This window comes from Deinococcus sp. KSM4-11 (assembly GCF_004801415.1).
Taxonomy (GTDB): domain Bacteria; phylum Deinococcota; class Deinococci; order Deinococcales; family Deinococcaceae; genus Deinococcus.
On record NZ_SSNX01000002.1, the window covers coordinates 1 to 23,633 of the forward strand.

Annotated in this window: 16 protein-coding genes; 4 read left to right on the forward strand and 12 right to left on the reverse strand. The window is 66.4% G+C overall.

The window, feature by feature from the left end; translation table 11 throughout:
* The 4 genes from E7T09_RS07240 to E7T09_RS07255 all read right to left on the reverse strand — a co-directional run.
* Positions 1–265 (reverse strand): DeoR family transcriptional regulator (locus tag E7T09_RS07240; RefSeq protein WP_136388531.1); only part of this gene is annotated, 265 nt, incomplete at its 3' end.
* Between the two features lie 589 nt (positions 266–854).
* Complete coding sequence (locus tag E7T09_RS07245) at positions 855–1,622, reverse strand: SDR family oxidoreductase (protein WP_136388532.1); 768 nt, start codon at positions 1,620–1,622, stop codon at positions 855–857.
* A 488-nt stretch (positions 1,623–2,110) separates the two neighbouring features.
* Complete coding sequence (locus E7T09_RS07250; RefSeq protein WP_136388533.1) at positions 2,111–2,959, reverse strand: hypothetical protein; 849 nt, start codon at positions 2,957–2,959, stop codon at positions 2,111–2,113.
* A 225-nt stretch (positions 2,960–3,184) separates the two neighbouring features.
* Positions 3,185–5,122 carry a bifunctional diguanylate cyclase/phosphodiesterase gene (locus E7T09_RS07255; RefSeq protein WP_136388534.1) on the reverse strand — a complete coding sequence of 646 codons (1,938 nt, stop codon included), beginning with the start codon at positions 5,120–5,122 and terminating at the stop codon, positions 3,185–3,187.
* Between the two features lie 724 nt (positions 5,123–5,846).
* On the opposite strand from E7T09_RS07255, the gene E7T09_RS07260 reads away from it, so the two are divergent.
* Both E7T09_RS07260 and E7T09_RS07265 read left to right on the forward strand, forming a co-directional pair.
* Positions 5,847–7,196, forward strand: a complete 1,350-nt coding sequence (locus tag E7T09_RS07260; protein ID WP_136388535.1) for a S8 family serine peptidase — start codon at positions 5,847–5,849, stop codon at positions 7,194–7,196.
* A gap of 102 nt (positions 7,197–7,298) precedes the next feature.
* Positions 7,299–9,926 (forward strand): EAL domain-containing protein, encoded by a 2,628-nt coding sequence (locus E7T09_RS07265; RefSeq protein WP_136388536.1) that lies wholly within the window; start codon positions 7,299–7,301, stop codon positions 9,924–9,926.
* A 69-nt stretch (positions 9,927–9,995) separates the two neighbouring features.
* Here the strand turns inward: E7T09_RS07265 and E7T09_RS07270 are convergent, their stop codons facing one another.
* The 4 genes from E7T09_RS07270 to E7T09_RS07285 form a co-directional block, all read right to left on the reverse strand.
* Complete coding sequence (locus E7T09_RS07270; protein WP_136388537.1) at positions 9,996–10,547, reverse strand: VOC family protein; 552 nt, start codon at positions 10,545–10,547, stop codon at positions 9,996–9,998.
* 20 nt (positions 10,548–10,567) lie between these two features.
* On the reverse strand, positions 10,568–12,154 hold the full coding sequence (locus tag E7T09_RS07275) for a glycerol-3-phosphate dehydrogenase/oxidase (RefSeq protein WP_136388538.1): 1,587 nt from the start codon (positions 12,152–12,154) through the stop codon (positions 10,568–10,570).
* A 53-nt stretch (positions 12,155–12,207) separates the two neighbouring features.
* A complete protein-coding gene (glpK, locus tag E7T09_RS07280; RefSeq protein WP_136388539.1) occupies positions 12,208–13,770 on the reverse strand; it encodes a glycerol kinase GlpK in 1,563 nt (520 codons plus the stop codon).
* A gap of 171 nt (positions 13,771–13,941) precedes the next feature.
* Positions 13,942–15,717, reverse strand: coding sequence for a S9 family peptidase (locus E7T09_RS07285; protein WP_168734747.1), 1,776 nt, complete (start codon positions 15,715–15,717; stop codon positions 13,942–13,944).
* A 430-nt stretch (positions 15,718–16,147) separates the two neighbouring features.
* Here E7T09_RS07285 and E7T09_RS07290 point away from each other — a divergent pair, with 430 nt between their 5' ends.
* Positions 16,148–17,143 carry a sugar-binding transcriptional regulator gene (locus E7T09_RS07290; RefSeq protein WP_136388540.1) on the forward strand — a complete coding sequence of 332 codons (996 nt, stop codon included), beginning with the start codon at positions 16,148–16,150 and terminating at the stop codon, positions 17,141–17,143.
* 4 nt (positions 17,144–17,147) lie between these two features.
* Here E7T09_RS07290 and E7T09_RS07295 read toward each other — a convergent pair whose 3' ends face one another.
* The 4 genes from E7T09_RS07295 to E7T09_RS07310 form a co-directional block, all read right to left on the reverse strand.
* Positions 17,148–19,025, reverse strand: a complete 1,878-nt coding sequence (locus E7T09_RS07295) for an ABC transporter ATP-binding protein (protein ID WP_240741670.1) — start codon at positions 19,023–19,025, stop codon at positions 17,148–17,150.
* Between the two features lie 81 nt (positions 19,026–19,106).
* Positions 19,107–20,090 carry a diguanylate cyclase gene (locus E7T09_RS07300; protein WP_168734748.1) on the reverse strand — a complete coding sequence of 328 codons (984 nt, stop codon included), beginning with the start codon at positions 20,088–20,090 and terminating at the stop codon, positions 19,107–19,109.
* A gap of 182 nt (positions 20,091–20,272) precedes the next feature.
* Entirely contained in the window at positions 20,273–21,205 is a 933-nt protein-coding gene (gene tal / locus E7T09_RS07305; protein ID WP_136388542.1) for a transaldolase, read from the reverse strand.
* Between the two features lie 138 nt (positions 21,206–21,343).
* Entirely contained in the window at positions 21,344–22,303 is a 960-nt protein-coding gene (locus E7T09_RS07310; protein ID WP_136388543.1) for a transcriptional regulator, read from the reverse strand.
* Between the two features lie 351 nt (positions 22,304–22,654).
* Between E7T09_RS07310 and E7T09_RS07315 the strand changes: the two genes are divergently transcribed.
* Positions 22,655–23,623 (forward strand): ABC transporter substrate-binding protein, encoded by a 969-nt coding sequence (locus E7T09_RS07315; RefSeq protein ID WP_136388544.1) that lies wholly within the window; start codon positions 22,655–22,657, stop codon positions 23,621–23,623.
* Positions 23,624–23,633: the final 10 nt, after the last annotated feature.

Sequence of the window (23,633 nt, forward strand, 5' to 3'; positions counted from 1 at the left end):
GCAGCGAGAAGGCCGCCTCGCCAATGGCGCGTTTGGCCTCCACCTGCTCCTGCACACGCGACTGGAAGGCGACTTCAGGATTGGCAGCGTCGGCCAGGCGGGCGCCGCCATGCGTGCGCGTGACCACGCCCTGTTCCTCGAGGCGCTGGAGGTCCCGCCGGATCGTGACGATCGAGGCGCCGGTCGCGTCAGCGAGATCCTGCACGTTGGAAAAGCCGTTGCTGTACAGGTGATGCTGGATCTTGTTGATCCGGTCGGACTGCATAGATGACCTCCGTCAGGGGTGGCTGCCGTGTCGTGCTGTGGGTGCTGGCATTCCCCAGCCCCGCGCTCTGATTGATGGTGGCACCATAGCACCCCATTCGACCAGATACAACCATGCAAGTGATCGTTTCGGATCGCATGCGCTCTGTCGCTGTGAGGAATGATCAGATGCCGCCCTGAACGGCGTGGAGCGTTTCGGCGGCGGGGAATGTGCATCGATGAAATGCCCCCTTGTCAGGAGGACAAGCGGGTCAATGTGAATACCATTGCGCTATTTTGGCGATCCAGCGATCGCAAACGATCAGTGGTGTTTATGAGGGTGGTTTGCTTTCCCTGCCGTCATCAGTAGCGCTGGGCACGGCCGTGATCGCCGCCTATTTCCCCTACATGCCACACGCGACGGTCTCCGGTTTGCTCCACCCGTACCACTGGCCGGACGGTGTCTCCAGGGCGATCCGGCGAAGGGACGGGCCAGTGCCAGATCAACCGCTTACAGGCGATCCTGGACGATCAGCAGGGCGGCCCCCGCATCGGTAGGGAGAGATCTGGCAACGCCGCTCTCCGTTGTCTGCCAGTCCTTCGCAGGTGATTCAGCCGTGTCTGGCAGCTCTGAGCATGTCGTTCATACGCTTGAAGAACACGTCGTACTCGCCGCTGCGTTCCGCGAACCGCTGGGCATGCACCCGTTGGACGAGCACCTCGGTGACCGCCGGATCGTCCTTCAGGATCTGCATGACCTCGGCAATGAATTCATCGAGTGGCATGGCATTCGGATCGTTTGCCTGCCGCTCTCCCTGCAGACTGGTACGCACGTAGGGCGGAGCCAGTTCGATCACCTGCACGGGCGTGTCTGCCAGTTGGTAGCGCAGGGACTGGGTATACGAGTGGATCGCGGCCTTCGTGGCGCTGTAGGTGGGGTTCAGGGCCAGGGGCACAAAGGCGAGCCCCGACGTGACCGTCATGACCGTCGCCGAGGGCAGGGTCAGCAGGTGTGGCAGGAGGGCCGAGTTCAGCCGGATCGGGCCGAGCAGATTGGTGGCAATGTGCGCCTCCGCGGTGGCGACCTCGCCTGTCTTCAGGTCTTCCTCGCTCATCATTCCCGCGTTGTGGATGACCGCGTTGAGCGCCGGGGAGTCCTGAATGAGTTGCCTGGCCACCTGCTGGATTGCGTCCGGATCGGCCACGTCGAGTACGACGGCGTGCATGCCGGGATGGGAAGCGACCGTGGCGTCCAGCGTGTCCTGCCGGCGGCCCGTAATGATGACCGTGTTGCCCAGCGAGTGAAAGGCAGAGGCGAGTGCCTGCCCAATGCCCGAGTTGCCGCCTGTGACCAGAATGGTATTGCCTGTCAGCTGCATGGAAATCTCCTTGACCGCATCCTAGTCCGAACACGCACCACTTGGAAGTAAGCACCCGGAAGTTCTCTACTTACTTTGTGGAGAGTGTCGACTGAAACGTATTCTTTGTCCTGCCACATGGAACACGGAGGCTGGAATCCTAAAGCGTCAGATTCGTCCGCCGGAACATACCGCTTCGCCAGGCTACGACCACCTGAATCCTGGTTCAGATGGACGTGATAGCGGGTTCGCCGTCCAGTTGCCCCAGACTTCCTGGGGGCGGCTATTCCACGGCATGCAGATGGACTCCTCGCGCCTCATGCTGCTCGGAGAGTGACGGTCGTCCGGAATCTGGAAATCGCTGGTCGCCCAGCCGTCGTTGGCCGGTGCAAATCGAAAAGCAGGTGCCGTGGATGCTTCACACTTTCCCGGAACTCATCTTGAGGCGCCCCAAAAAAAGCCCGCCCTGGCGGCCGATGAGGCTGCGCAGGACGTGCTGCAGGGACGTTTCAGGGGACCGTGAGGTGTAGGGTCATCTCGCTGACCATGGAACCCGATGCGGTCGCCGTGCAGGCGTAGGTGCCGGGAACGGTGGGTGTGACCTCGAAGCGCGCGGTTTCGCCGGCCCAACAGAAGTCCAGGGCGGACATGGTGGCGGCGGCCACCCGGTACGGCGCGTTGTAATGGCGGCTGGCCACCACGCCGAGTTGCCCCATCAGGACGGCGACGGGCATCGCGGGGAAGTTCTCGAAATGACCGGCGCAGGCCTCGCGGGGGACTTCGGGCAGCGTCAGGACGCCCGTGTCACCCTCGGTGCTGAACACGCCGGTGGGCGGCTCGGGCATGCGGTCGTAGTGCAGGACGCTGAATTCCGGGTCGTATTTCGAGCGGAACAGTCGGCGGAACGAGGCTTCACTCAGGATCGTGTAGGTGACACGCAGGTGTGCGAGGTCATGGCCGCCTGAGGTGATGGTGATCTCGGCGATCGCCTGGCGTTTGTTGCGTTCGAGCACGGTGGCGCTGAACGAGACGGTGGTGCCGTAGGGTGCGTCGTTTGCGAACCCGGTGTACGTGGCGTCCTGCGCGAGGTAGTACCGCCGGTCGTCGTCATCGAAGTCGAGGGCGACGGCGCACAGACCGCAGATGGCCGCGTGGCGGCTGATTTCACTGGCCTGCATGGGACCTTGCTCGGCGGTGGCGCGGGATTCGGCGGTCGCTTCGGCCATGAAGGTGTGGTCGAACAGCCGCAGATCCTGCAACGCGAAGTATGGAGCCCGGACGCAGATACGCTGCAGCAGTTGGTCGCGGTCGACCGGGCTGAACAGGGTTGGCAGGGAGGTGCGGCTGTGGTCGAGCATGGGGGGGCTCCTCTGAACCGATGAGTCGGGACTGAAGAGAGTCTATAGAAAAGCTTCATGAACATGCAACTGTCTTCACATACCCACATTTGTAAGTCTTCTGTCAGGGTGGCTGTGCCTGCTTCAGCTGTGTTTCAGACGCACATTCTGTGGAAAAAACAGCGAGCCCGAACCCCATCATCGGGTCGAGCCTAACCTTCATGAAAACTTAAGAGATCTGCCGAATCAATGGAGCGGTTTGCCGGCCGGACGCGGTGCAAAGAGCGCGGGCATGACGTAGGCCTCCAGCGCCGCGTCCTCGGCGAGCGGAGGGGACAGGAAATAGCCCTGGCCCAGATCACAGCCGAGGTCACGCAGCATTTCCAGCTGCTTGCGGGTCTCTACGCCCTCGGCGACCACCTGCAGTTCCAGGGTGTCGGCAATCCCGATCACTGCCTCGATCAACGCGAGCGCGAACTGTGGGGCGCGGCGCGGCGCACTCAGGTCGCTGATGAACGACCGGTCGATCTTGATGCAGTTGATCGGCAGGTCCCGCAGGTAGGCGAGCGACGAGTACCCCGTGCCGAAATCGTCGATGGCGATCTTCACACCCAGCGTCTGCAGTTCCTTTAGCGACGACTTCACGACGTCCAGGCGGCGCATCACGGCGCTCTCGGTCAGCTCGATCTCCAGCGACGAGGCGGGGAGATCGGCGCTCTGAAGGGCCTCACGGACGATATCCACGAAGTCCGGCTGGATGAATTGCAGGGGAGACACGTTCACGCTGACCGTCACGGCGAGTCCCGTCACGTCGTTCCAGCGCCGCGCCTGCCGGCAGGCCGCCCGCAGGGCCCAGGCACCCAGCGCGATGATCTGTCCATTGTTCTCCGCGATGGGAATGAACTCGGACGCCGGAATCGCGCCCAGCTCCGGATGCGTCCAGCGCAGCAGCGTTTCGAGTTTGCGAACCACGCCGTCGTCCAGCGAGCAGATCGGCTGGTACATCACATGCAGTTCACCGGCCCCCTGGGCCTGACCGAGGGCCCGCTCCACCAGTTTGAGCCGCTCGATGGCCGAATCGGTGTCGGCCTCATAGCGCCGCACCCCCGCCTTGCCGTAACTCTTGACGGTGTACATCGCGCTGTCCGCATGCTGGATCAGGGTCTGAGCGTCCAGGGCATCGTCGGGGAAGATGCTGACGCCGACGCTGGCCGTGAGGTTCACGATGCTGTTCCCCACGATCATGGGCTGGCACAGTTCGGCCAGCACCCGCTCCGCGACCTGCATGGCCAGGGCGGGCGGACTGGGCAGCACCATCACGAATTCGTCGCCACTCAAGCGGCCAACCAGGGTGGCGCTTCCCTGGGTGCGTTCCAGACGACGGGCCGTTTCCTGAAGGGCGAGATCGCCGATGCCGTGCCCAAGGGTGTCGTTCACGAGCTTGAAACCGTCCAGGTCGATGAACAGCAGGGCAAATGGCGTAGTCGCGTCAATGGTTTCGGAGATCACCTGATCGATCCTGGAGCGGTTCGGCAGTCCCGTGAGCAGGTCGGTGCCGATCAGCTGCCGCATCGTGTCCACCTCGGACATCGACCGCACATATTTGTCCTTGAAGCCGATGAACGCGTTAGTCACAACGAACAGCGCGATGTTTGCCAGGTTCAGTTCCAGCAGCGCGTACACGATGCCCTGGGGAGCGCCGTGGATGGCCGCGCGCAGCAGGTAGGCCACGCTCACCAGGAAGAACAGGGTAAAGAAGATGATCGACACCAGGCGTGCGCTCCGCAGCCTGGGGATGAAGAACGACAGCACCTGCAGCGCCGGAATCCAGAAGAACGTTTCGGTCATCTGGAGCTGCACGACGTAGGTCTGTGGGATCAGGAAGAGGATGAAGACCAGTTTCCCGAGAAACAGGCCACTCATGGCAAACACCAGTGAGGTGACCGCCGCGTTCGTCTGGGCCGGCCGTTGCCACAGCAGCGCGGAAAGCCCGAGCAGCAGCACCAGCGCGAGCGGGTACGTCACCTGATCAAAGGGAGAACCCTGGCCACTGGGAACATCGAAGGCCATGCCGATCGCGAAGGCCAGGGCCGCCAGCGGAAGGGCGAACAGCAGCGGACGACGCCACTCGATGTCAGGTTGCGTTCGCGCCGTGAGGTCCGCTTCAGTCAGGAGGCGTGCCATGAATGAGACAGATGCTATGACGACCAGTCTCTCAGAAAACTTTCACGCACGAGGTGGGTGTCGGTCAGCGATGACATGGAGCCCCGATATGTCGTGCAGCGCGCCCAATCGGTCTTCGACAGATGCCCGAGGCCCCACGCCCGTGTGCTTCTAGGTCTCTGGGCCTGAGTGGCAGACCGCAAGGCGCCAAGTGATCATCGAGAGGGAGTGTAGACCTGGAATTCACTTAAGAATGAAAGACTAAACATCGAAATTACTTGCAACGAAAGACGCAACAATCTAGACAATACTTTCATCCGTTGGCCAATCCCCGATGGGGGAGATGTGGTAGCTACCTGTTGTCGAGTCAATGGATTGACCTGGAGATCGCCCTTCGACGAGTTTCCGGCGGACACGTCTGTTCCCAGCATAAATCTGCCTCTGGCCTCCTATCGCGTGCTAGGTGAGAGCGTTTGCTGTATGTTCATGATGAATGTGAACTTTTTTTCATTTATCTCTCCGCCTGTAAGGACGGCGCCAGATCGTATTGCAAAGCCTTCAGCTGGCCCGCAAACTGACGTACAGGAGCGATCCATTTCGCAGAACGACCAGCAAAGCGGAATGCCAGGACAGACTGCGACCATTCCCCCCTCAATGCTCCTCATCACCCGTCGTCCTGCCGTTCTCTCACTCTGATCTCATAAGGGAGCCCTCAATGTCACGTCATACCCATACAACGCTCACCGTGTCGACTCTCGCCCTGACGGCGCTCCTGGCCAGCTGCGGACGTACCACGGCGCCGCAGATCAGCGCCAGCACCGACGCCGTCATGACGGTTCTCCAGCCGGGTACGGCCACCGATGCTCAACTCGAAGCGACGTACGGCGGCCACCTGATCACCCGCACTCCTGGCTTCGCCGTGCTGACTCTCAGCAGTCAAAGCGCCCGACTGGCTCCGCTGAGCGCCAAGGTGAAGGTCGAGAAGAACCACAACGTCTTCCGTGTGGGCAAAGGCAAGGGACAGACGAATACCACGGTGTCCGGCAGCGGCTCGATCGGCGTGTGGGGCAACGGCTCAATCGGCGTATGGGGCAACGGCTCGATCGGCGTGTGGGGCAACGGCTCGATCGGCGTATGGGGCAACGGCTCAATTGGCGTGTGGGGCAACGGCTCAATTGGCGTGTGGGGCAACGGCTCGATCGGCGTGTGGGGCAACGGCGAATACAAGCCGATCCCGCAGAACAGTGACACGTGGCAGCAGATCTCACTGAATGCCGTGCAGTCGACCGAACGTGCCGGTGGCGTGGGCATGACCGTGGCCGTCATCGATACCGGGGTCGACCTGAATCACCCGGCCATCCGTGGCGGGTTCACTGATCCCACCACGTGGCACGATTTCGTCGATGGAGACGCCACGCCGCAGGATGAAGGAACCCTGGGCAGCGGCCTGAGCGGGCACGGCACCGAGGTCGCTGGCATTGTGGCCCAGGTGGCCCCCGTGGCCAAGATCATGCCCCTGCGTGTGCTGGCCGCAGACGGGACGGGCGATGTCGCGTCCGTCGCGGCGGCCATCGTCTGGGCCACGGATCACGGTGCGAACGTCATCAACCTGAGCCTCGGCTCGGCTGAACCCGTCACAGCCGTGACGCAGGCGATCGCGTATGCCAACAGCCATGGCGTGGCCATTGCCGCAGCCGCCGGGAACGCCGGCACTGAAGGGCTCGACTATCCCGCGGCAGAATTCGCCTCGCAGCCCTTGAACATCGCGGTCGGCAGTGTCGATCTCCACGACGCCAAGAGCGCGTTCTCGCAGTACGCCTCGAATCTGGAACTCCTCGCCCCCGGTGAGCGGGTCTTCGGCCCAGCGCCCCAGGAGCGGTTCGCCGCGTGGAGCGGGACAAGCATGAGCGCCCCGGTGGTCGCGGGCGGACTGGCGCTCGGCATGAGCGTCGGCGCGAACGGCGCGCAGGCGGCCGCCGCGCTGACCAGCACCGCGACGTCGGTGGATACCGTGAGCGGGAACGCCTCCTACGCCGGCAAGCTCGGTGCGGGTCGCGTGAACCTGGACGCGGCCATCGCCTCCCTCGGCCACTGAGACCGAGCCCCTTCGCCCTCTGCACCGGCCTGCTTAAATGCCAGGCGGTGCAGAGGGCGTGTCAGTTTGCTGAAAGGCCCCCCCGCCTACCCTGACGGGGTGTTGAGTGAGCACCAGCCGTCAGCAGCGCCCATCGGCGCTCTGGATTCCATCGCCCTTCTGGGTGATGCGAACCTGCTGCTCGCCACAGATCCTGCCCTGGCCATGACCTACTGCGGTCAGGTGCTCGATGCCCTCGCGCTCGACCCCGATAGCGCCTCCCTGCGTGCCCAGGCCATCATCCAGTCCGCCGACGCGGCCCTGAAACTGGGCCAGGTCGATCTGGCCCTGTCGCATCTGGACGCCGCGATGGAACTTCCACCCGTGTGGGAATTGCAGGCGCGTGCGCTGCGCATCCGGGGGCAGTCCCTGCTGGCGAAGGGCGACATGGACGCGGCCTACAGATACATTGGACAGGCCGTCCAGAGTGCCGATCACGCCGGCCAACTCGACATTCTGGCCGAGGCGCTCAACCTCAGGGCGCAGATCGAGCACCGACGGGGGGAGAGCATTCCGGCCCTGGTCACCCTGGAGGAAGTCCGGCGCCTGCGGGCAACCCTGAATGACGTGGCCGGGGAAATCCGCACGGCCTGCAACGGCGCCCTGATCCTGATTGCCCTGGCCAAGCACACCGAGGCCCTGGAACTCCTGCACTGGTCCCTCGAACGTCTGCCCGACAGCGCGACACCACTCGCCAGCGAACTGCATGTGCACAGCAACCTGGGCATGCTGCTGGAGGGAATGGGGCAATATGAGGAAGCGGCCGTTCACTACATGCATGCCCGTCAGTCGGCCCAGATGACGGGAGACCTTCCAGCGTACGCCACCCTGTCGCTCAACGCAGGCGAAATCGCCCGCAAGTTGGGGCACCCGAACGCCTCCGACCTGCTCGAAGCGGCGCGCCGTGAGGCGCTGGAACTGCACCTCCCGCATGTCACGAGCGCTGCGCTCCACAGCCTCGGGCTGCTGCACACGGATCAGGGAAACGGTGTGGAGGCCGAGCGGTGCCTGGCCCATGCCGAGGAAATAGCCCACACGATCGGGGACATCGATACGCAGCTCGATGCCATGCTGGGCCGCGCGAAGAACTGGCTGTCGACGGCGCACTACCGTCTGGCCATGCCGAAGCTGGAGGAAGCGCTGCACCTCGCTGGGACCAACGACCGGCCTCAGGCAGCCTTCGATGCCCACATGCTGCTGGCCGGTGCGTACGAAACCGATGATCCCCGGGGCAGCCTCCATCACCTCAAGCTCGCGAATGAACTGGAACGCGAACTGCGTGACCTGGCCCTGGCGAAACAGGCGCAGAACCTTGCCAACGACGCCCTGCTGAACAGCGCGCGCCTGGAAGCCGAGCATGAGAGGCAACTCCGCACCATCAGTGAGCAGGCCCGGTCGGAAGCCGAGGCGAAAGTGCAGGCGCAGATGCAGGAACTGGAACGCGGACGCCTGCACGACGGCGTCACGGGCCTGCCAAACCGGCTGCTGCTGCGCGCCCTCCTCGGGCAGGAAATCCGTGAGGAGTCGGCCTTCTCCCTGGTGGTCGTGGATTTCGACCGCTTCCGGGGCATGATGGACGTCCTGGGCCTGATGGACGGCGACGACCTGCTGCGTCAGGTGGCGACGCGTCTGGAGGGCCTGGCTGCCGTAGGTGACACCCTGGCGAGGCTGAGCAGCGACGTGTTCGCGGTCATCATGAAGGGTGACCAGGACCTGGCGGTCATCCGGCGGCGGGCGGCCCAGCTGCTGGGGGCCTTCAACGCCGAGTTCAGCGTGGGCGGCGCGGAGGTTGTCATCGGGGCGACGGTCGGCGTGGCCCGGTTTCCCGACCATGGCATCGATCCGGATGACCTGCTGCGCCTGGCGTCGCAGGCAGCCAGTGAAGCAAAGGACGGCGCGGGGGTGGTCGTGGCCGCGGCCCAGGTCGTCGGCCAGACCGGCCGCAGCGTTGCCCTGAGTCTGGAAAGTGGTCTGGCACGGGCGCTGGAGCGCAATGAGTTCGAGCTGCACTTCCAGCCGCTCGTGGACGCCGTCAGTGGCCGCCCAGTGTCGGGCGAGGCGCTCCTGCGCTGGAACAGCGCTGCCCTGGGACGCCGGTCCCCGGCCGAGTTCATTCCGCTGCTGGAACGCAGCGGCCTGATCGTGCCCGTGGGCGACTGGGTGCTGCATGAAGCCTGCCGCCAGGCCGCGCCGTGGGGAGACGTACGGGTCGCGGTCAACCTGTCGGCGCGGCAGTTCATGGGCGGTGATCTCGTCGATACGGTCTCCCGCGCCCTGAAGGAAAGTGGCCTCGCGCCCGAGCGGCTGGAACTGGAGATCACCGAGAGCCTCATGATGCAGTCCCCGGAACGGGCGGTGCGTCTGTTGAGCGACCTCAAGCGCACGGGCGTGCGCGTCATGCTGGACGACTTCGGCACGGGCTTCTCGAACCTCAGCTACCTCCATGCCTTCCCGCTGGACGGCCTGAAAATCGACCGGAGCTTCGTGGTGGCGCTCGACCACGGCGAGCGGGCGGGCGGGATCATCGAGGCGATCGTGCAGATGGGTCACCGGCTCGGCCTGGAAATCGTGGCGGAGGGCATCGAGACGGAGGAGCAGCACCGCACCTTGCAGAAACTGGGCGTCCCGATTCTGCAGGGCTACCTGTTCGGCCGTCCCCAGCTGAACTGGCACCCGCACCCGCACGCGTAGACGAACGCTGTCAGGCGCAGAATCGGCTTGAAGGGAGACGAGGTTTTCAGCGCTGTGAAGGCCGGCCCCTCAGTGATCCAGGCGCCCCCGTCCTGCCAGCAGATCCTCGATGGCGTCCGCGAGGTGAACGTCCCCGATGTGATGGTCGCCGCGCTCGACCCGCAGCTGGTGGGCGCGCATCAGGACGTCTGCGGCGCGGTAGCCGTCCGGCGTCTCGAACTTGTAGCAGGCCAGTTCGACTTTCATGCCGTTCGGATCCTGCAGGTAGATGGAGTCCATGAAGCCCCGGTCGCGCTGGATGAAGTCGATGCCTCGCTCCTGGAGCCGCGCGGGAACCTGCGTGAAGGTCGCGCGCGAGACGTTGAAGGCGAGGTGTTCCAGACTCCCGACCTCGCGCGGGGCGGGGCGGCGGGCGTCCGAGCGCTCCTCGTTCGTGAACACGGTGAGCAGGCGGCCGTCGCCCGGGTCGAAGTACAGGTGACTCTCGTCGGCCTTCCCGAGATTCGGCTGCTCGAAGATGAACGGCATGCCCAGCACGCCCTCCCAGAAGTCAAGCGCACTCTGGCGGGTCGAGCCGACGATGGTGATGTGATGAACGCCCTGAACCTGAATCTTTCGCACGCGGCTACCTCGCCTCAAGGTTAAGCGTTCTGGGGCGCCCGGTCGTTGAGCCGGGACTCGGTTCCCGCCGTCAGCTGGTAGCCCGCCGCGAGCTCACGGTACGCGGCGACCTGGGCGTGCTGCCACGCGGCGTCGCGGTTCAGTTCCTCCGCGAGGAGGGCCGCCACACGTGGGGCCGCTTCGGCGCTCGCACGGGCATTCAGCAGCAGCGCCCGCAGGCGGCGCGCCAGGACGTCCTCGACCGTGCGGGCCTGCTCCATCCGGGCGGCCCAGCGCACCTCCGCCTCCGTGTAGGGCAGCTCAGAATGCAGGGGTGTGTCTGCGCCGGGCAGGGCCTGCACGCGCTCGGCGTCCGTGCCGTAGACCTTCCAGTGATCGGGCAATGGCGCGGTCATCGCGCCGTGCAGGGTCAGGCCGGCCGTCAGGCTGAGCCGGGGGGGCAGCCCGGCCTGGGCGGCGGCGCGGTTCACGGTGTCCTCGCCCATGCGGCGGTACGTCGTCCATTTGCCGCCGGTCAGGGTGATCAGGCCGCCGTCGGAAATGCGGATCACGTGGTCGCGCGAGATGGCCTTGGTGTCGGTGCCCTCGGCCGCCTTCACCAGGGGACGCAGGCCCGCGTACACGCTGCGGACGTCCGCGCGGGTGGGAGCGGGATCGAGATACTGCGCGGCGGTCTTCAGGATGAACTCGATTTCCTCGTCCAGGGCGCGCGGCTCCCAGCTCACGTCGGGCACCGGGGTATCGGTCGTGCCGATCACCACGTGGTCGTGCCACGGGACGGCGAACAGCACGCGGCCATCGTCGGTGCGCGGCACCATGACCGCCGCGTCGCCCGGCAGGAACCGGCGATCCACGACCACATGGACGCCCTGGCTGGGCGACAGCATCGGCTTCGCGCCCGGCTCGTCCATGCGGCGCAGGTCGTCCACGAAGACGCCCGTGGCGTTGACGACGACCTTGGCGCGCACCTCGTGTTCGGTTCCGGTTTCGTCGTCGCGCAGGCGCGCGCCCACGACCTTCTTTCCGTCCTTGAGCAGGCCCACCACGGGCGCGTGGTTCAGGGCCACGCCGCCGAAGTTCTCCAGCGTGCGCAGCAGCGTGACCGCCAGCCGGGAGTCGTCGAACTGGCCGTCGAAGTACAGGATGCCGCCCTTGAGCCCGGCGCGCTTCAGGGTGGGGGTCTGTTCGAGCGCCTGCGCCGGCGTGACATAGCGGCTGGCCTGGAGGTTCAACTTGCCGGCCAGCAGGTCGTACAGCTTCAGCCCGATGCCGTAGAAGGGCGCGGCCCACCACTGGTATGCCGCGATCACGAAGCCCAGGTCGCGGACGAGGTGCGGGGCGTTCTTCTTCAGGAGGCCGCGTTCGTGCAGCGCCTCGCGTACCAGCGACACGTTGCCCTGCGCGAGGTAGCGCACACCGCCGTGCACGAGTTTGGTCGAGCGGCTGCTGGTGCCCTTGGCGTAGTCGTGCGCTTCGAGCAGCAGCGTGGAATACCCGCGCGTGGCGGCTTCCAGCGCGGTGCCCAGCCCGGAGGCGCCACCGCCGATCACGAGGACGTCCCAGGTGTGTGGGGCGGTGGCGGCGGTCAGGGTCTCGGCTCGGTTCATGGCGTTCCTCGGCAGGGGAGTGGGATCGGAGGGATTCTGAACATCTGCTCAAGTCATTTGAACATATGTTCAGAGGGTTTGCCAGTGCCCGCGGTCTCCGCGCCCGGCTCCCCGTCGGGCCGCGCCCAGTCCCGGCTGCGCTCCACCGCGCGTTTCCAGGTACCCAGGCGCCGGGCCCGCTCGTCGACGCCCATGGTCGGCTCGAAACGGCGATCCACCCGCCACAGGGATTTCAGTTCGGTCTCGTCGGCCCAGAACCCCACCGCCAGTCCCGCCAGGAACGCAGCCCCCAGCGCGGTCGTCTCGGTCACCTGCGGGCGCACCACCGGCACGCCCAGGATGTCCGCCTGGAACTGCATCATCGCGTCATTCGAGCTGCCGCCGCCGTCCACGCGCAGCTCAGTCAGGGTGGCGCCGGTGCTGGCCGCGTCCTGCTGCATGGCCTCCAGCAGCTCGGCGCTCTGGAAGGCCACGCTCTCCAGGGCCGCGCGGGCCAGGTGCGCCGCCGTCGTGCCGCGCGTCAGACCGACCATCGTGCCCCGCGCGTACGGATCCCAGTACGGCGCGCCCAGACCCACGAAGGCCGGCACCAGCACCACGCCCCCGCTGTCCGGCACGCGCGCGGCGAGTTCCTCAACCTCGCCCGCCGAGCGGATGAGGCCCAGGCCGTCGCGCAGCCACTGCACCACCGCGCCCGCCACGAACACGCCTCCCTCCAGCGCGTAGGTGCGTTCCTGCCGCTGCTGCCACGCCACGGTGGTCAGCAGGCGGTGCGTGGACTCGGCCGCGTCCCGCCCGGTGTTCAGCAGCATGAAACAACCCGTGCCGTACGTGTTCTTCGCCATGCCCACGTCCAGGCACACCTGCCCGAAGGTCGCCGCCTGCTGGTCTCCCGCGATGCCCGCGATGGGCACCTGCGCGCCCAGCAGGCCCGCCGAAGTCGAACCATACACCTGAGACGAATCGCGCACCTCGGGCAGCAGCGAGCGCGGTACGTCCAGAACGGCCAGCAGTTCGTCATCCCAGGTGCCCGCGTGAATGTCGTACATCAGGGTGCGGCTGGCGTTGCTGGCGTCCGTGATGTGCAGCGCGCCATCCGTGAGCTTGTACACCAGCCAGGAATCCACGGTTCCGAAGGCCAGCTCCCCTGCCTCGGCCTGCGCCCGCGCACCAGGCACGTGATCGAGCAGCCAGCGCAGTTTCGTGCCCGAGAAGTACGCGTCGAGGATCAGGCCCGTCTTGCGGCGGAACAGCTCGGTGTGCCCGGCGGCGGTGAGCTGGTCACAGAAGCCCGCCGTGCGGCGATCCTGCCACACGATGGCGTTGTGGATGGGTTGCCCGGTGCGCCGGTTCCACACCACTACGGTTTCCCGCTGGTTGGTGATGCCGATGGCGGCCAGGTCGGACGCGCGGATGCCCGCGCTGCTCAGGGCCTCCTGCATCACGCCGCTCTGGGTGCTCCAGATCTCCAAGGGGTCATGTTCCACCCAGCCCGGCTGCGGAAAAAGCTGCCGGAACTCCTTCTGGGCACGGGCCTTCACCTGGCCGTCCCGCGTGAACACGATGGCGCGGCTGCTGGTCGTGCCCTGATCCAGGGCCAGGATGTACTCGCTCATTGCTCCTCCGGCGTCGCCTTCCCGGTGTGGTGGCGGGCGGCCCAGCCCAGACTGCTGTGGTTCCACTCTATGTCGGAATGCCCACGGACAGGGAGGTCGGTTCCCGTCTGGGACTGGCCCATCCCATGCCCACCCGGCTTGGATCCGGCCGTGGGCTGGCCGGGTTCGGGATCAGATGGGGAACTGGGTGGCCTGTCCCGCGACGATGTACCAGGTCAGGAACAGGGCGCTCACGAACGCCCCCGCATAGACCCGGTGCGTGTACCGGGCGAAGAAGGTCATGAAGATTCCGAGGATCGCCAGGATCGGCAGGAACTGGATCGCCACGATGACGTTCAGGGGCTCGGTCGGCGTGAACAGTTGCCCGGTCGTCAGCAGGGTGCCGTATTGCAGCAGCAGGAACAGCAGGAAGCCGCCGCACAGCAGCAGCGCGCCCTGCCAGACCGAGCCGCGTTCGGTGCGGCGCAACTGCCGGTGCAGCACGGTCGCGGTCATCAGGGCGTAGAGCGTGAAGGGAATCAGGTACGCCAGGAACATGCGGAATTGCCCGGTGCTCATGGGCTTGAGGCCCACGAACCAGAAGCGGAAATCCACCTTGAACAGGTACATGGTGAGCAGCAGCGCAAGGTAGCCGACCCCGACGGCCCCCAGGGCCAGCAGCGCCGACCGCCCGATCTCGCCCCAGCGCGAGGTCGGCCCGCTGGACGTGGGGGCGAGGCCCTGGCCGCCGTCGGCGCCGGGTGCTTCTGCTGAGGCCACGGAACCGGGCTGCTGGCGGCGCCACAGCAGGTACAGCACCAGGCTGATCAGCGAGTTCAGCAGCGCCCATACCATGATCTGGTTGGTGATGCTCTGGGGCCACAGTGCATTAGGAGTCAGCCGGGCGCCCAGCCGGAAGAACGGGAAATAGGTCAGCACCGGCAGGAACACTGTGATGACGGCTGCGAGCCACCAGCCCCGCGCAGTGACGACCGGCGCGCGGGCGGGGCGCTGGGACAGGGGCGCGAAATAGGGCAGGCGCAGCAGCAGGCCGCCGCTGCCCACCACCAGCAGGATGAAGCCGATCCAGCCGAGGGTCGTGCCAAATTCCTTCCAGGGCCAGATCTGGTTGCCGGCCGGCAGGGGCTTGCCGCCGCTGAGCGTCTGCTGGAACCACGCGATCGAGTCCCCGATGGCCACCCGCGACAGGTGATCGCCAGGGTGCGTGGTGGCCGGCGTGTACAGCACGCGGGCGGTTCCGGCCTGGAGGTCGCCGTACACCTTGCCGGGATCGATGGTGGTGGCGCTGGAGACGCCGAAGACCTTCTTCAACTTGCCGCTGCCCGTGACCTGCGCCGCCTTGGGCACCTCCCACATCAACTGGGAGAACTCGTCATACTTGCTGTACACCAGGGCGAGGTTGCGGGGAAAGGTCGGGCTGCCTTCCGGAGCCAGGCCGGAGCCCGTCGATGAGCCTTCGAGCACCATCGACTTGTATCCGTCAGGGAGAGCCGCTGCCGCGCTCAGGATCGTCCAGCCGCCCATCGAGTGGCCCTCAAGGCCGATGTTGTTTTTATCGACGATATCGAGACTTCGCAGGTAGGCGAGGCCCGCCGGCCCGCCGTAGCCGTTGGCGAACGCGGGCGCGGCGCTGTAGCCATGTCCGGCCTGATCGAGGTTCAGGACGACGTAGCCGCGCCGCGCGTACTCCAGTGCGAAGTCCGCCTGCACCTCGCGTGAATTGATGTAGCCGTGCACCGCCAGGATACCCGGCGCCGGGGTCTTGGCGGTGACGCCCTTGGGCACATAGAGCAGCGCACTGAGCGGTGTGCCATTCGTGCCGACAAAGCGCACGTCGCGCACGCTGACCTGGCCGCCGGCGGTCTGGATGCTGTAGGCCAGCAGACCGCCCAGCAGCACCAGGGCGGCACCGAGCAGGGCGAGCAGGGAACTTCGGGGTGAGGGCATGGGATCGCTCCTTTGGAGTGGCGGGTCAGCGTGCTGACCCCAGCGAGGACGTAAGAACCCTCAGGCCCGGCGAGCGGGCACTGGCATGGAACGGACAGAACCATCCGTGAACTGGAGTACGTCGCTATAAAACCATCCATTGAACAGGCTGTCAACCCCGGTGAACATATGTTCAGTGGTGGGCCAGGAAGGCCAGGGCGCAGCGAGAGGCGTAAAGCTTTGGTAGCGACGTCAGGGCCGGTGGAGGTGGCGTCATCCACCTCGCTGTGAACTGGGCAGAGCGCGAGCCTGTAGGCCGCAGCCTCGAAGTGAACGCGGCGCCCCGGGCCGTCACCCGCATGCTCGGCGTGCCTCCGTCGAGGCCACCGATCCGGGAGGAAGGGGGCCACCGTTCTCAAGGGCCAGACGCGGCCGTATCCTGACGTCACCGATGCCCGACGCGCCCGCTCCGCTTCCGACCCCGCCGGCGCCCGGCGCTGATCTCCAGGCCGTGCAGGTCGCGCGGCTGTACTACATCCAGGGCCTCACCACCGACGCCATCGCCCGGGAACTTGGCCTGTCCCGTCCGAAGGTGTCCCGGCTGCTCTCGCACGCCCGGCGCAGCGGGCTGGTCGAGATCCGCATCCACGATCCGGAAGGGCAGGCGCAGGCGCTCGAGACAGAGCTCCGAACGCACTACCCGTTCCTGCAGGCCCAGGTCGTCAGCGTGCCGCAGGGCAGCCCCGAGCACCTGTGGCAAGACCGCGTGGCCACCGCCGCCGCCAGCCTGCTGGGCCGCCTGATCCGCCCTGGCATGACTGTCGGCCTCGCGTGGGGCAACACCATCAATGCCGTGAGCCACGAACTGACCCCACGGGCCGTGCCCGGCGTGACCTTCGTGCAGCTCAACGGCTCCGCGAACGCCGCCGACTTCATGAGCGGCTTCGTGACCGACACCATCCTGCGTTTCGCCCGCAGCTACTCGGCCGGCGCCCAGCTGTTCCCGGTGCCCACCTTCTTCGACGATCCCGCCACCAAGCAGGCCATGTGGCGCGAACGGTCGGTGCGGCACGTCCTGGACCTGCAGGCCCACGCGGACCTGCTGCTGTATTCCGTCGGCAGCCACACCGCGTCCACGCCCAGCCACGTGTACGCCGCTGGGTACCTGGATGCCGGCGACCTGGACGTGCTGGCCGCCGAAGGCGCGGTGGGGGACATCGCCACGGTCTTTTTCCGCAAGGATGGAAGTTTCGACGGCCTGACCCTGAACGCCCGCGCCAGCGGCCCGGCCCTGAGTCTCGTGCGGGACGCGCCGGATTCCATCTGCGTCGTCAGCGGCCTGGGCAAGGTCGCCGCCCTGCATGCCGCGCTGCGGGGCGGCCTGATGCGCCGCCTGATCGTGGACGAGATCACCGCGCGGGCCGTCCTGGACAGCGTCGAGCCCTGAACCGTCACACGTCCGGCATCGCCACCCGCGCGGGCCGGGGAGCCTCGCCCCGGTCGTCGGCATAGCCGCTGGCCTGCAAGGTGTACAGCGCCGCGTAGCGGCCGCCCAGCGTCATGAGCTGCGCGTGCGTTCCGGATTCGGTGATCACGCCGCCGTCCAGCACCACGATCTGATCGGCGAGCCGCACCGTGGAGAAGCGGTGTGAGATCAGCAGCGTGATCCGCTCGCCCGCGTGCTCACGCAGCGCCTGGATGGTTTCGAACTCGGCCTTGGCGTCCAGCGCGGCGGTCGGCTCGTCGAACACCAGCACGGACGCTTCACGGAAGTACAGCCGCGCCAGGGCCAACCGCTGCCACTGCCCGCCCGAGAGCTGCCGTCCCCCCTGGAACAGGCGGCCCAGCGGCGTCTCCAGCCCCTCGGGCAGCGTGTCCACGAAGGCGGCGCCGGCCTGCTCGACGGCGCCCTGCACGCCCGGCACGTCGGTCAGACGATCCACCTCGGCCAGCCCGACGTTCTCGCGGGCACTCATCTGGTACTGCCCGAAGTCCTGGAAGATGATGCTCATCTGCCGCTGCACGCTGCGCGGACTGAAGCGCCGGGCGTCCAGGCCGTTCAGGAGGATCACGCCGCTGCTCGGCTCGAACAGCATGGTCAGGAGTTTGACCAGCGTCGTCTTCCCGGCGCCGTTCTCGCCGACCAGGGCCAGCGCCTGCCCGCGCCGCACGGTGAAATTCACGCCGCGCAGCACGTCCCGGTCGGTCAGCGGGTAGCGAAAGCCCACATCCCGGAACTCGATCGTGTCGATGGCCCCCTGCCACGTCTCCCCGGCGTCCAGGTCACGCGTTGGAAGTTCCAAGAAGCCGAAGAGGTTGCGCATGTACAGCAGGTTCTGGTAGATGCCGCTGACTCCATTCAGCAGCCCGGACACGGTGCCCTGCACCTGCGCGATCCCCAGGATGAACACGCTGAAATCCCCCACGCTGATCTGCCCGGCCGCCGCGCGGCGCAGGATCAGGGCGCTCGCCAGGCCGATCAGCAGGGCCGAGAGCAGCGCCGCGCCGAAGCTCCACCCGGAGCGGCGGCGGATGATGTCCTCCAGTTGCCGGCGAAAGCCCAGGTAGTACGTGCGCCAGCGCCCCAGCAGGTAGTCCTCGAAGCCGAACAGCCGCACCTCCTTGACCAGCGTGTCGGAGGTCAGCAGGCTGCCCAGGTAGTTCTGCACGCGCGCGTCGTGGGTCTGCCAGCGCAGCATGCGGTAGTTCTCCACCCCGAAGCGGTTCGACACGATGACGCCCGGAATGCTCGCCAGGATGACCAGCGGCAGCACCCACACACCCAGCCGCGCCATCAGCGCGCCCACCGATCCCAGCGTGACCAGGGCGCCCGCCAGCCCCACCAGCTGGGTCGCGACGCCCAGCGGCCGCGTGCCCACCTCGCGGTACGCCTGTTGCAGGCGGTCATAGGTTTCTGCGTTCTCGAAGGCCTCCACGCTCAGATCCGAAGCCTTGTCCAGAATCCGGCGCGTCACGGAATGCTGCAGTGAATCGCCCAGGAGCTGCTGTGAGGCGTTCCCGACCGTGCTGAGCAGGTTTCCCAGCACGACCAGGCTGACCTGTACGGCCAGCAGCGTCAGCAGGGAGGCGTACGTCACGCCCCCCTGCGCGGCCCGCGCGACCTCGTCCAGCAGCAGCTTGCCGATATAGAGGTTCGCGGCGGGCAGCGCGCTCGACGCCAGCGTGGTCAGGGCATAGGTCAGCGAGTGGCGCGGACTGGCCCGCCACACCAGCGCCAGCGTGCGGCCCAGGTCATGCAGTCGCTCCCGCAACGAGAGCTGCTCCCCATCCGGGAGTTTCGGCGGCGTGCGGGTGGGCATGGACATCATGGCCCGAGTGTGGCGTACCGGAACGGCCCGCACCGTGAGCCGGCGCGGAACCTGAACCGGGCTCGGGCGTCCAGGCGCCGGTCAGGCCGGATTGCCGACGGGCACGGGTCGCCACGTCACCGCGGCGTTGCGCCCTTTTGCCTTCGCGCGGTACAGCGCCTGATCGGCCGCGTCCTTCAGGCCGTGGTCCGCCGCGTCCGGCAACGCGGCCACCCCGATACTCACCGTCACGCGGCCCAGCGGGTGATCCGGATGGACGAACGCCTCGTGCTTCAGCCGGTGCAGGATGCGCTCGCCCACGACCGCCGCGCCCTGCGCGTCCGTGTCGCTCAGGAGGGCCGCGAATTCCTCGCCCCCGTAGCGGGCGACCAGGTCGGTGCTGCGGCGCACGCCTCCCCGCAGCACCATCGCCACCTGGTGCAGGCAGGCATCGCCCGCCGGATGTCCCAGCGCGTCGTTGTACCGCTTGAAGTGGTCGATGTCGATCATCAGCAGGGCCACGCCCAGCCCGCTGCGCGCGTGGTGGGCCAGCGCCTGATCGAAGGCCAGGTCGAAGGCCCGGCGGTTGGCCAGCCCGGTCAGGGCGTCGGTCATGGACAGGGCCTGCAGCTGCCCGTTCAGGTCGGCCAGCTGCGCGTTCACCTCCTGGAGTTCCAGCGCGCGTTCCCGGCTGGCCCGCAGCGCCCGGGTCAGGCGCGCGCCGCTTTTCGTGCGGGCGCGCAGGGTGGCCGGCGGACAGGGTTTGGTGACGTAATCCATGGCCCCGGCCGCGAACGCGACCTCCAGTTGCGCCTCGTCCTGAACGCCCGTGACCATGATCACGCTCAGTTCCTGCAGATGCGGGTACGCCCGCAGTTCTCGCAGAAAGCTCACCCCGTCCATCTCCGGCATCACCTGATCGAGCAGCACCACGTCCACGTCCGCCGCGCCCGTCCCGGTCATGCCCAGCCGCTCACGGGCGTCGGCCAGCGACGCGGGGCACGTCACCTGCGCTCCCAGCGGCTCTAGGGCCCGTGAGAGCATCAGTCGCACGACGGCACTGTCGTCGATGATCAGGACATTCAAGTGGCGCCCAGCCTCCATCCGGTGGCCCATGGGAAACGTGGAGCGGAAAGAACCGGCATGTCGGTCACAGCATACGGAACGGCGTCTGCGCTGCGGTGTGAACCCCTTGACGTCCAGGGGCCGCCCGGTGGGGGTGACCGGTCACCCTCCACAGCTCACAATGGGCCAGGGAGACGCCCGGGTCAGGCGGGCGCGGCCTGCTTCTGGCGCAGCAGCGTGCGCAGCTTCTCGGTGTCCTCGTGGAACCCACGGATGCCCTCGGCCAGCTTCTCGTTCGCCATGGGGTTGTTCGCGAGCGCCCAGCGGAAGTCCGCTTCGGTCATGGGCTGCTCCGTGGCCGTGGCCGGCACCGGCGTCAATGCCCGTTCCAGGTGGCCCTGATCCTCCGCGAGTTCCCCCAGCAGCTGCGGGCTCACGGTCAGGCGGTCACAGCCCGCCAGCGCCTTGACCTGCGCGGCCGAACGGAACGACGCGCCCATCACGATGGTGTCGTACCCATGCGACTTGAAGTGCGAGTAGATCTCCCGCACGCTCTGCACGCCGGGGTCCTCGTCCACCGGGTAGTCCTTGGTGCCGGTCGATTTCTTGTACCAGTCGGTGATGCGGCCCACGAAGGGGGAGAGCAGGTACGCGCCCGCCTGCGCCGCCGCGATCGCCTGCTCGAGGCTGAACACCAGCGTCAGGTTGCAGTGAATTCCCTCGTGTTCCAGGATGCGCGCGGCCTGCACGCCCTCCCAGGTGGTCGCCAGCTTGATCAGGATGCGTTCCTTGCCCACGCCGGCGTTCTGGTACAGCTCGATCAGGTGCCGCGCCTTGGCGACCATGGCGTCCGTGTCGAAGGACAGCCGGGCATCCACCTCGGTGCTCACGTAGCCGGGCACGATCCTGGTCAGTTCCGTGCCGATGCGGATGGTGAGCATGTCGATGGCCGCCTCGACATCCCCCATGTCCTGCGCGTCCCGCAGCGCCTGCACGTACCCAGGCAGGCTGGCCGCCTTGAGGATCAGCGAGGGGTTGGTGGTGCAGTCCTGCGGCTGGTACTTGCGGATCGCGTCCAGATCGCCGGTATCGGCCACCACGACGGTCATGGCTTTGAGCTGTTCAAGTGCGTTCATGGGAGCTCCTTGGCGCTGGACGGCGCTGAATTCGTGCCCAGGTCGTCTCCACGATACGCCGGTCGGTGCGCCCCGGGCCGCGCCGGAGCAGATGATTTCGTGAATCGCAGGCTCATCTTGGTGGGCCTGCCCCGGGTGTCACTTGATCTCGTAGGGCCGCTCGCCCGCGCGGAAGCCGTACCACAGGCGCATCACGATGTCCTGCTCGATGTTCCCGAACTTGCGGCCGAAGAGGTTCACGCCGCCCTGGTGCCGCGCGTCGTCCTTCACGCCGACCGCCACCTGGATCTGGTGCTGGCTGAGGTCGATGTCGGCGAGCCGCGTGTCACTGACCTGCCGGCCATCGATGAAGCAGCCCTGCGTGGTGATCCGGAAGCGTTTCAGGACGCCGTGCTGGGTGTGGTTGATCGGCCACCAGTGGGGCGTGACCTTGCCGCGCGTCCCCCCGAAATCCGACGGGCTCGTCCACGTGCCGATTTCGGCCCCGTTGATCCACACGGTGATGTCCGAGGGCCAGTCGAGGTCGTACTCGGGCGCTTCCGAGCACAGTTCCAGCGAGATCTCGATCTCGGTGGCCTCCGCCCCGTGCGGGAGGTTGTTCGGGAAGTCGTAGCCGAGCACGCCGTGCCGGAACCAGATGATCTGCGCGAACACGTGCTCGGGCTCGAAAAACGAGCGGGGATCGTCGACCAGGCCGATGAGTTTGGCCTCGGTGGCCAGCCCACAGGTGGGGACGATGTCGCAGCGGCGGTAGTTGCCGATGGGCATGCTGATCTCGACCACGTTCGCCTGGGCCGACACGGCCGCGCCCGGCACCTTGATGTGGATCTCCTCGTAGCGTTTGCTGATCAGCTTCTGCCGCCCGCGGGTGCCAGGCATGTACTGGATTTCGAGCAGCCCGGCTTCCTCCAGCAGTTTCAAGTTGAAGTTCACCGTGGAATGCGGAAGTTGCATGGCAGCGGTGAGCTCTCCGACGTTCATGGGCGCATGCGAGAGCTGGCTGAGGATGGACATGCGCGTCTCGTTCGCCATGGCGCGCATGACGGTGAGCGCCTGTTCGCCCTCGGCGACGAGGGTTCTGCTTCCTGCGATCGGCACGGTGGCCTCCTATGGAGCCCTGAGATTACCTCCCAGTATTACAAGTTTTATGGTGGTAATGAAAGGGTGCGATCAGAGGATCGTCACAGCGTGTCCTGGGGAGTCGGAGAATATCATTGTGCTGGACATCGAATCCCGGTAAGCGTCCAGAAAATGAAGCTGCCCAGGCCCATCGCGACTGGTACAAATCATCGAATAAAGTTGACATTCAAGAGTGATTTTGGTAGGTTTTGGGAGTTCATTCACTGTTTGTCGCGGCCCGATTGCACAGGCCAGACCTCCGTCGTCTACCAGACGGTCCAGGTCATGCCTGCCGTGCTGGCGGCGCCACAGTGCCAGGGGGAAGACCATATGAAACGACCCATGAAGCTCGGCCTGAGCGCCCTCGCCCTCCTGACCGGCACCGTGCTCGCCCAGAGCGTGCTGCCCAAACTGGCGGTGAAACCCACCTACCGCGTGGGCTTCGCGCAGACCGAGAGCAACAACCCCTGGCGCCTCGCCCAGACCAAGAGCATGCAGGACGAGGCCAAGAAGCTCGGCTACACCCTGGTGTACACCGACGCCGGCGGCTCCACGGCCAAGCAGGTCACGGACGTGCGCAGCATGATCGCCCAGAAGGTCGATGTGATCTTCCTGTCGCCCCGCGAAGACAAGCCCCTGGCGCCGGTCGTGAAGGAAGCCCGCAACGCCGGCATCCCGGTGATCCTGCTCGACCGCAACATCGACCCCACGCTCTCCAAGGCCGGCACGGACTACGTGACCTTCATCGGCTCGGACTTCATCAAGGAAGGCCAGCGGGTCGCGGACTGGCTGGTGAAGAACGCGAACGGCAAGACGAACATCATCGAGCTGGAAGGCACCACCGGCGCCAGCCCTGCCAACGACCGCAAGAAGGGCTTCGACGACGTGATCGCCAAGAATTCGCAGTTCAAGATCCTGGCCAGCCAGACCGGCAACTTCGCCCGCGACACCGGCCGTCAGGTCGCCGAGACGCTGCTCCAGGCCCACCCCGAAGCGAACGTCATCTACGCCCACAACGACGAGATGGCCATCGGCGCGGTGTCCGCCATCGAGGCGGCGGGCAAGGTGCCCGGCAAGGACATCCTGGTGCTGTCCATCGACGGCGGCAAGGAAGCCGTGAAGATGGTCGTGGACGGCAAGATCAACTACGTGGTCGAGTGCAACCCGCGCTTCGGCCCCGAGGCCTTCAAGACGCTGCAGGGCTACGCCAAGGGCACCAAGTACCCCGCCAAGATCATCAACGCCGACCGCGACTACACGCCAGAAAGCGCCAAGGCCGGACTGGCCAGCGCGTACTGACCACCGGCGC

What these genes read in the sequence shown, in the direction of transcription:
- E7T09_RS07245 (WP_136388532.1), bottom strand. Translation starts at nt 1,622, where the DNA reads ATGCAGCTGACAGGCAATACCATTCTGGTCACAGGCGGCAACTCGGGC.
- E7T09_RS07250 (WP_136388533.1), bottom strand. Translation starts at nt 2,959, where the DNA reads ATGCTCGACCACAGCCGCACCTCCCTGCCAACCCTGTTCAGCCCGGTC.
- E7T09_RS07255 (WP_136388534.1), bottom strand. Translation starts at nt 5,122, where the DNA reads ATGGCACGCCTCCTGACTGAAGCGGACCTCACGGCGCGAACGCAACCT.
- E7T09_RS07275 (WP_136388538.1), bottom strand. Translation starts at nt 12,154, where the DNA reads ATGAACCGAGCCGAGACCCTGACCGCCGCCACCGCCCCACACACCTGG.
- glpK (WP_136388539.1), bottom strand. Translation starts at nt 13,770, where the DNA reads ATGAGCGAGTACATCCTGGCCCTGGATCAGGGCACGACCAGCAGCCGC.
- E7T09_RS07285 (WP_168734747.1), bottom strand. Translation starts at nt 15,717, where the DNA reads ATGCCCTCACCCCGAAGTTCCCTGCTCGCCCTGCTCGGTGCCGCCCTG.
- E7T09_RS07290 (WP_136388540.1), top strand. Translation starts at nt 16,148, where the DNA reads ATGCCCGACGCGCCCGCTCCGCTTCCGACCCCGCCGGCGCCCGGCGCT.
- E7T09_RS07295 (WP_240741670.1), bottom strand. Translation starts at nt 19,025, where the DNA reads ATGATGTCCATGCCCACCCGCACGCCGCCGAAACTCCCGGATGGGGAG.
- tal (WP_136388542.1), bottom strand. Translation starts at nt 21,205, where the DNA reads ATGAACGCACTTGAACAGCTCAAAGCCATGACCGTCGTGGTGGCCGAT.
- E7T09_RS07315 (WP_136388544.1), top strand. Translation starts at nt 22,655, where the DNA reads ATGAAACGACCCATGAAGCTCGGCCTGAGCGCCCTCGCCCTCCTGACC.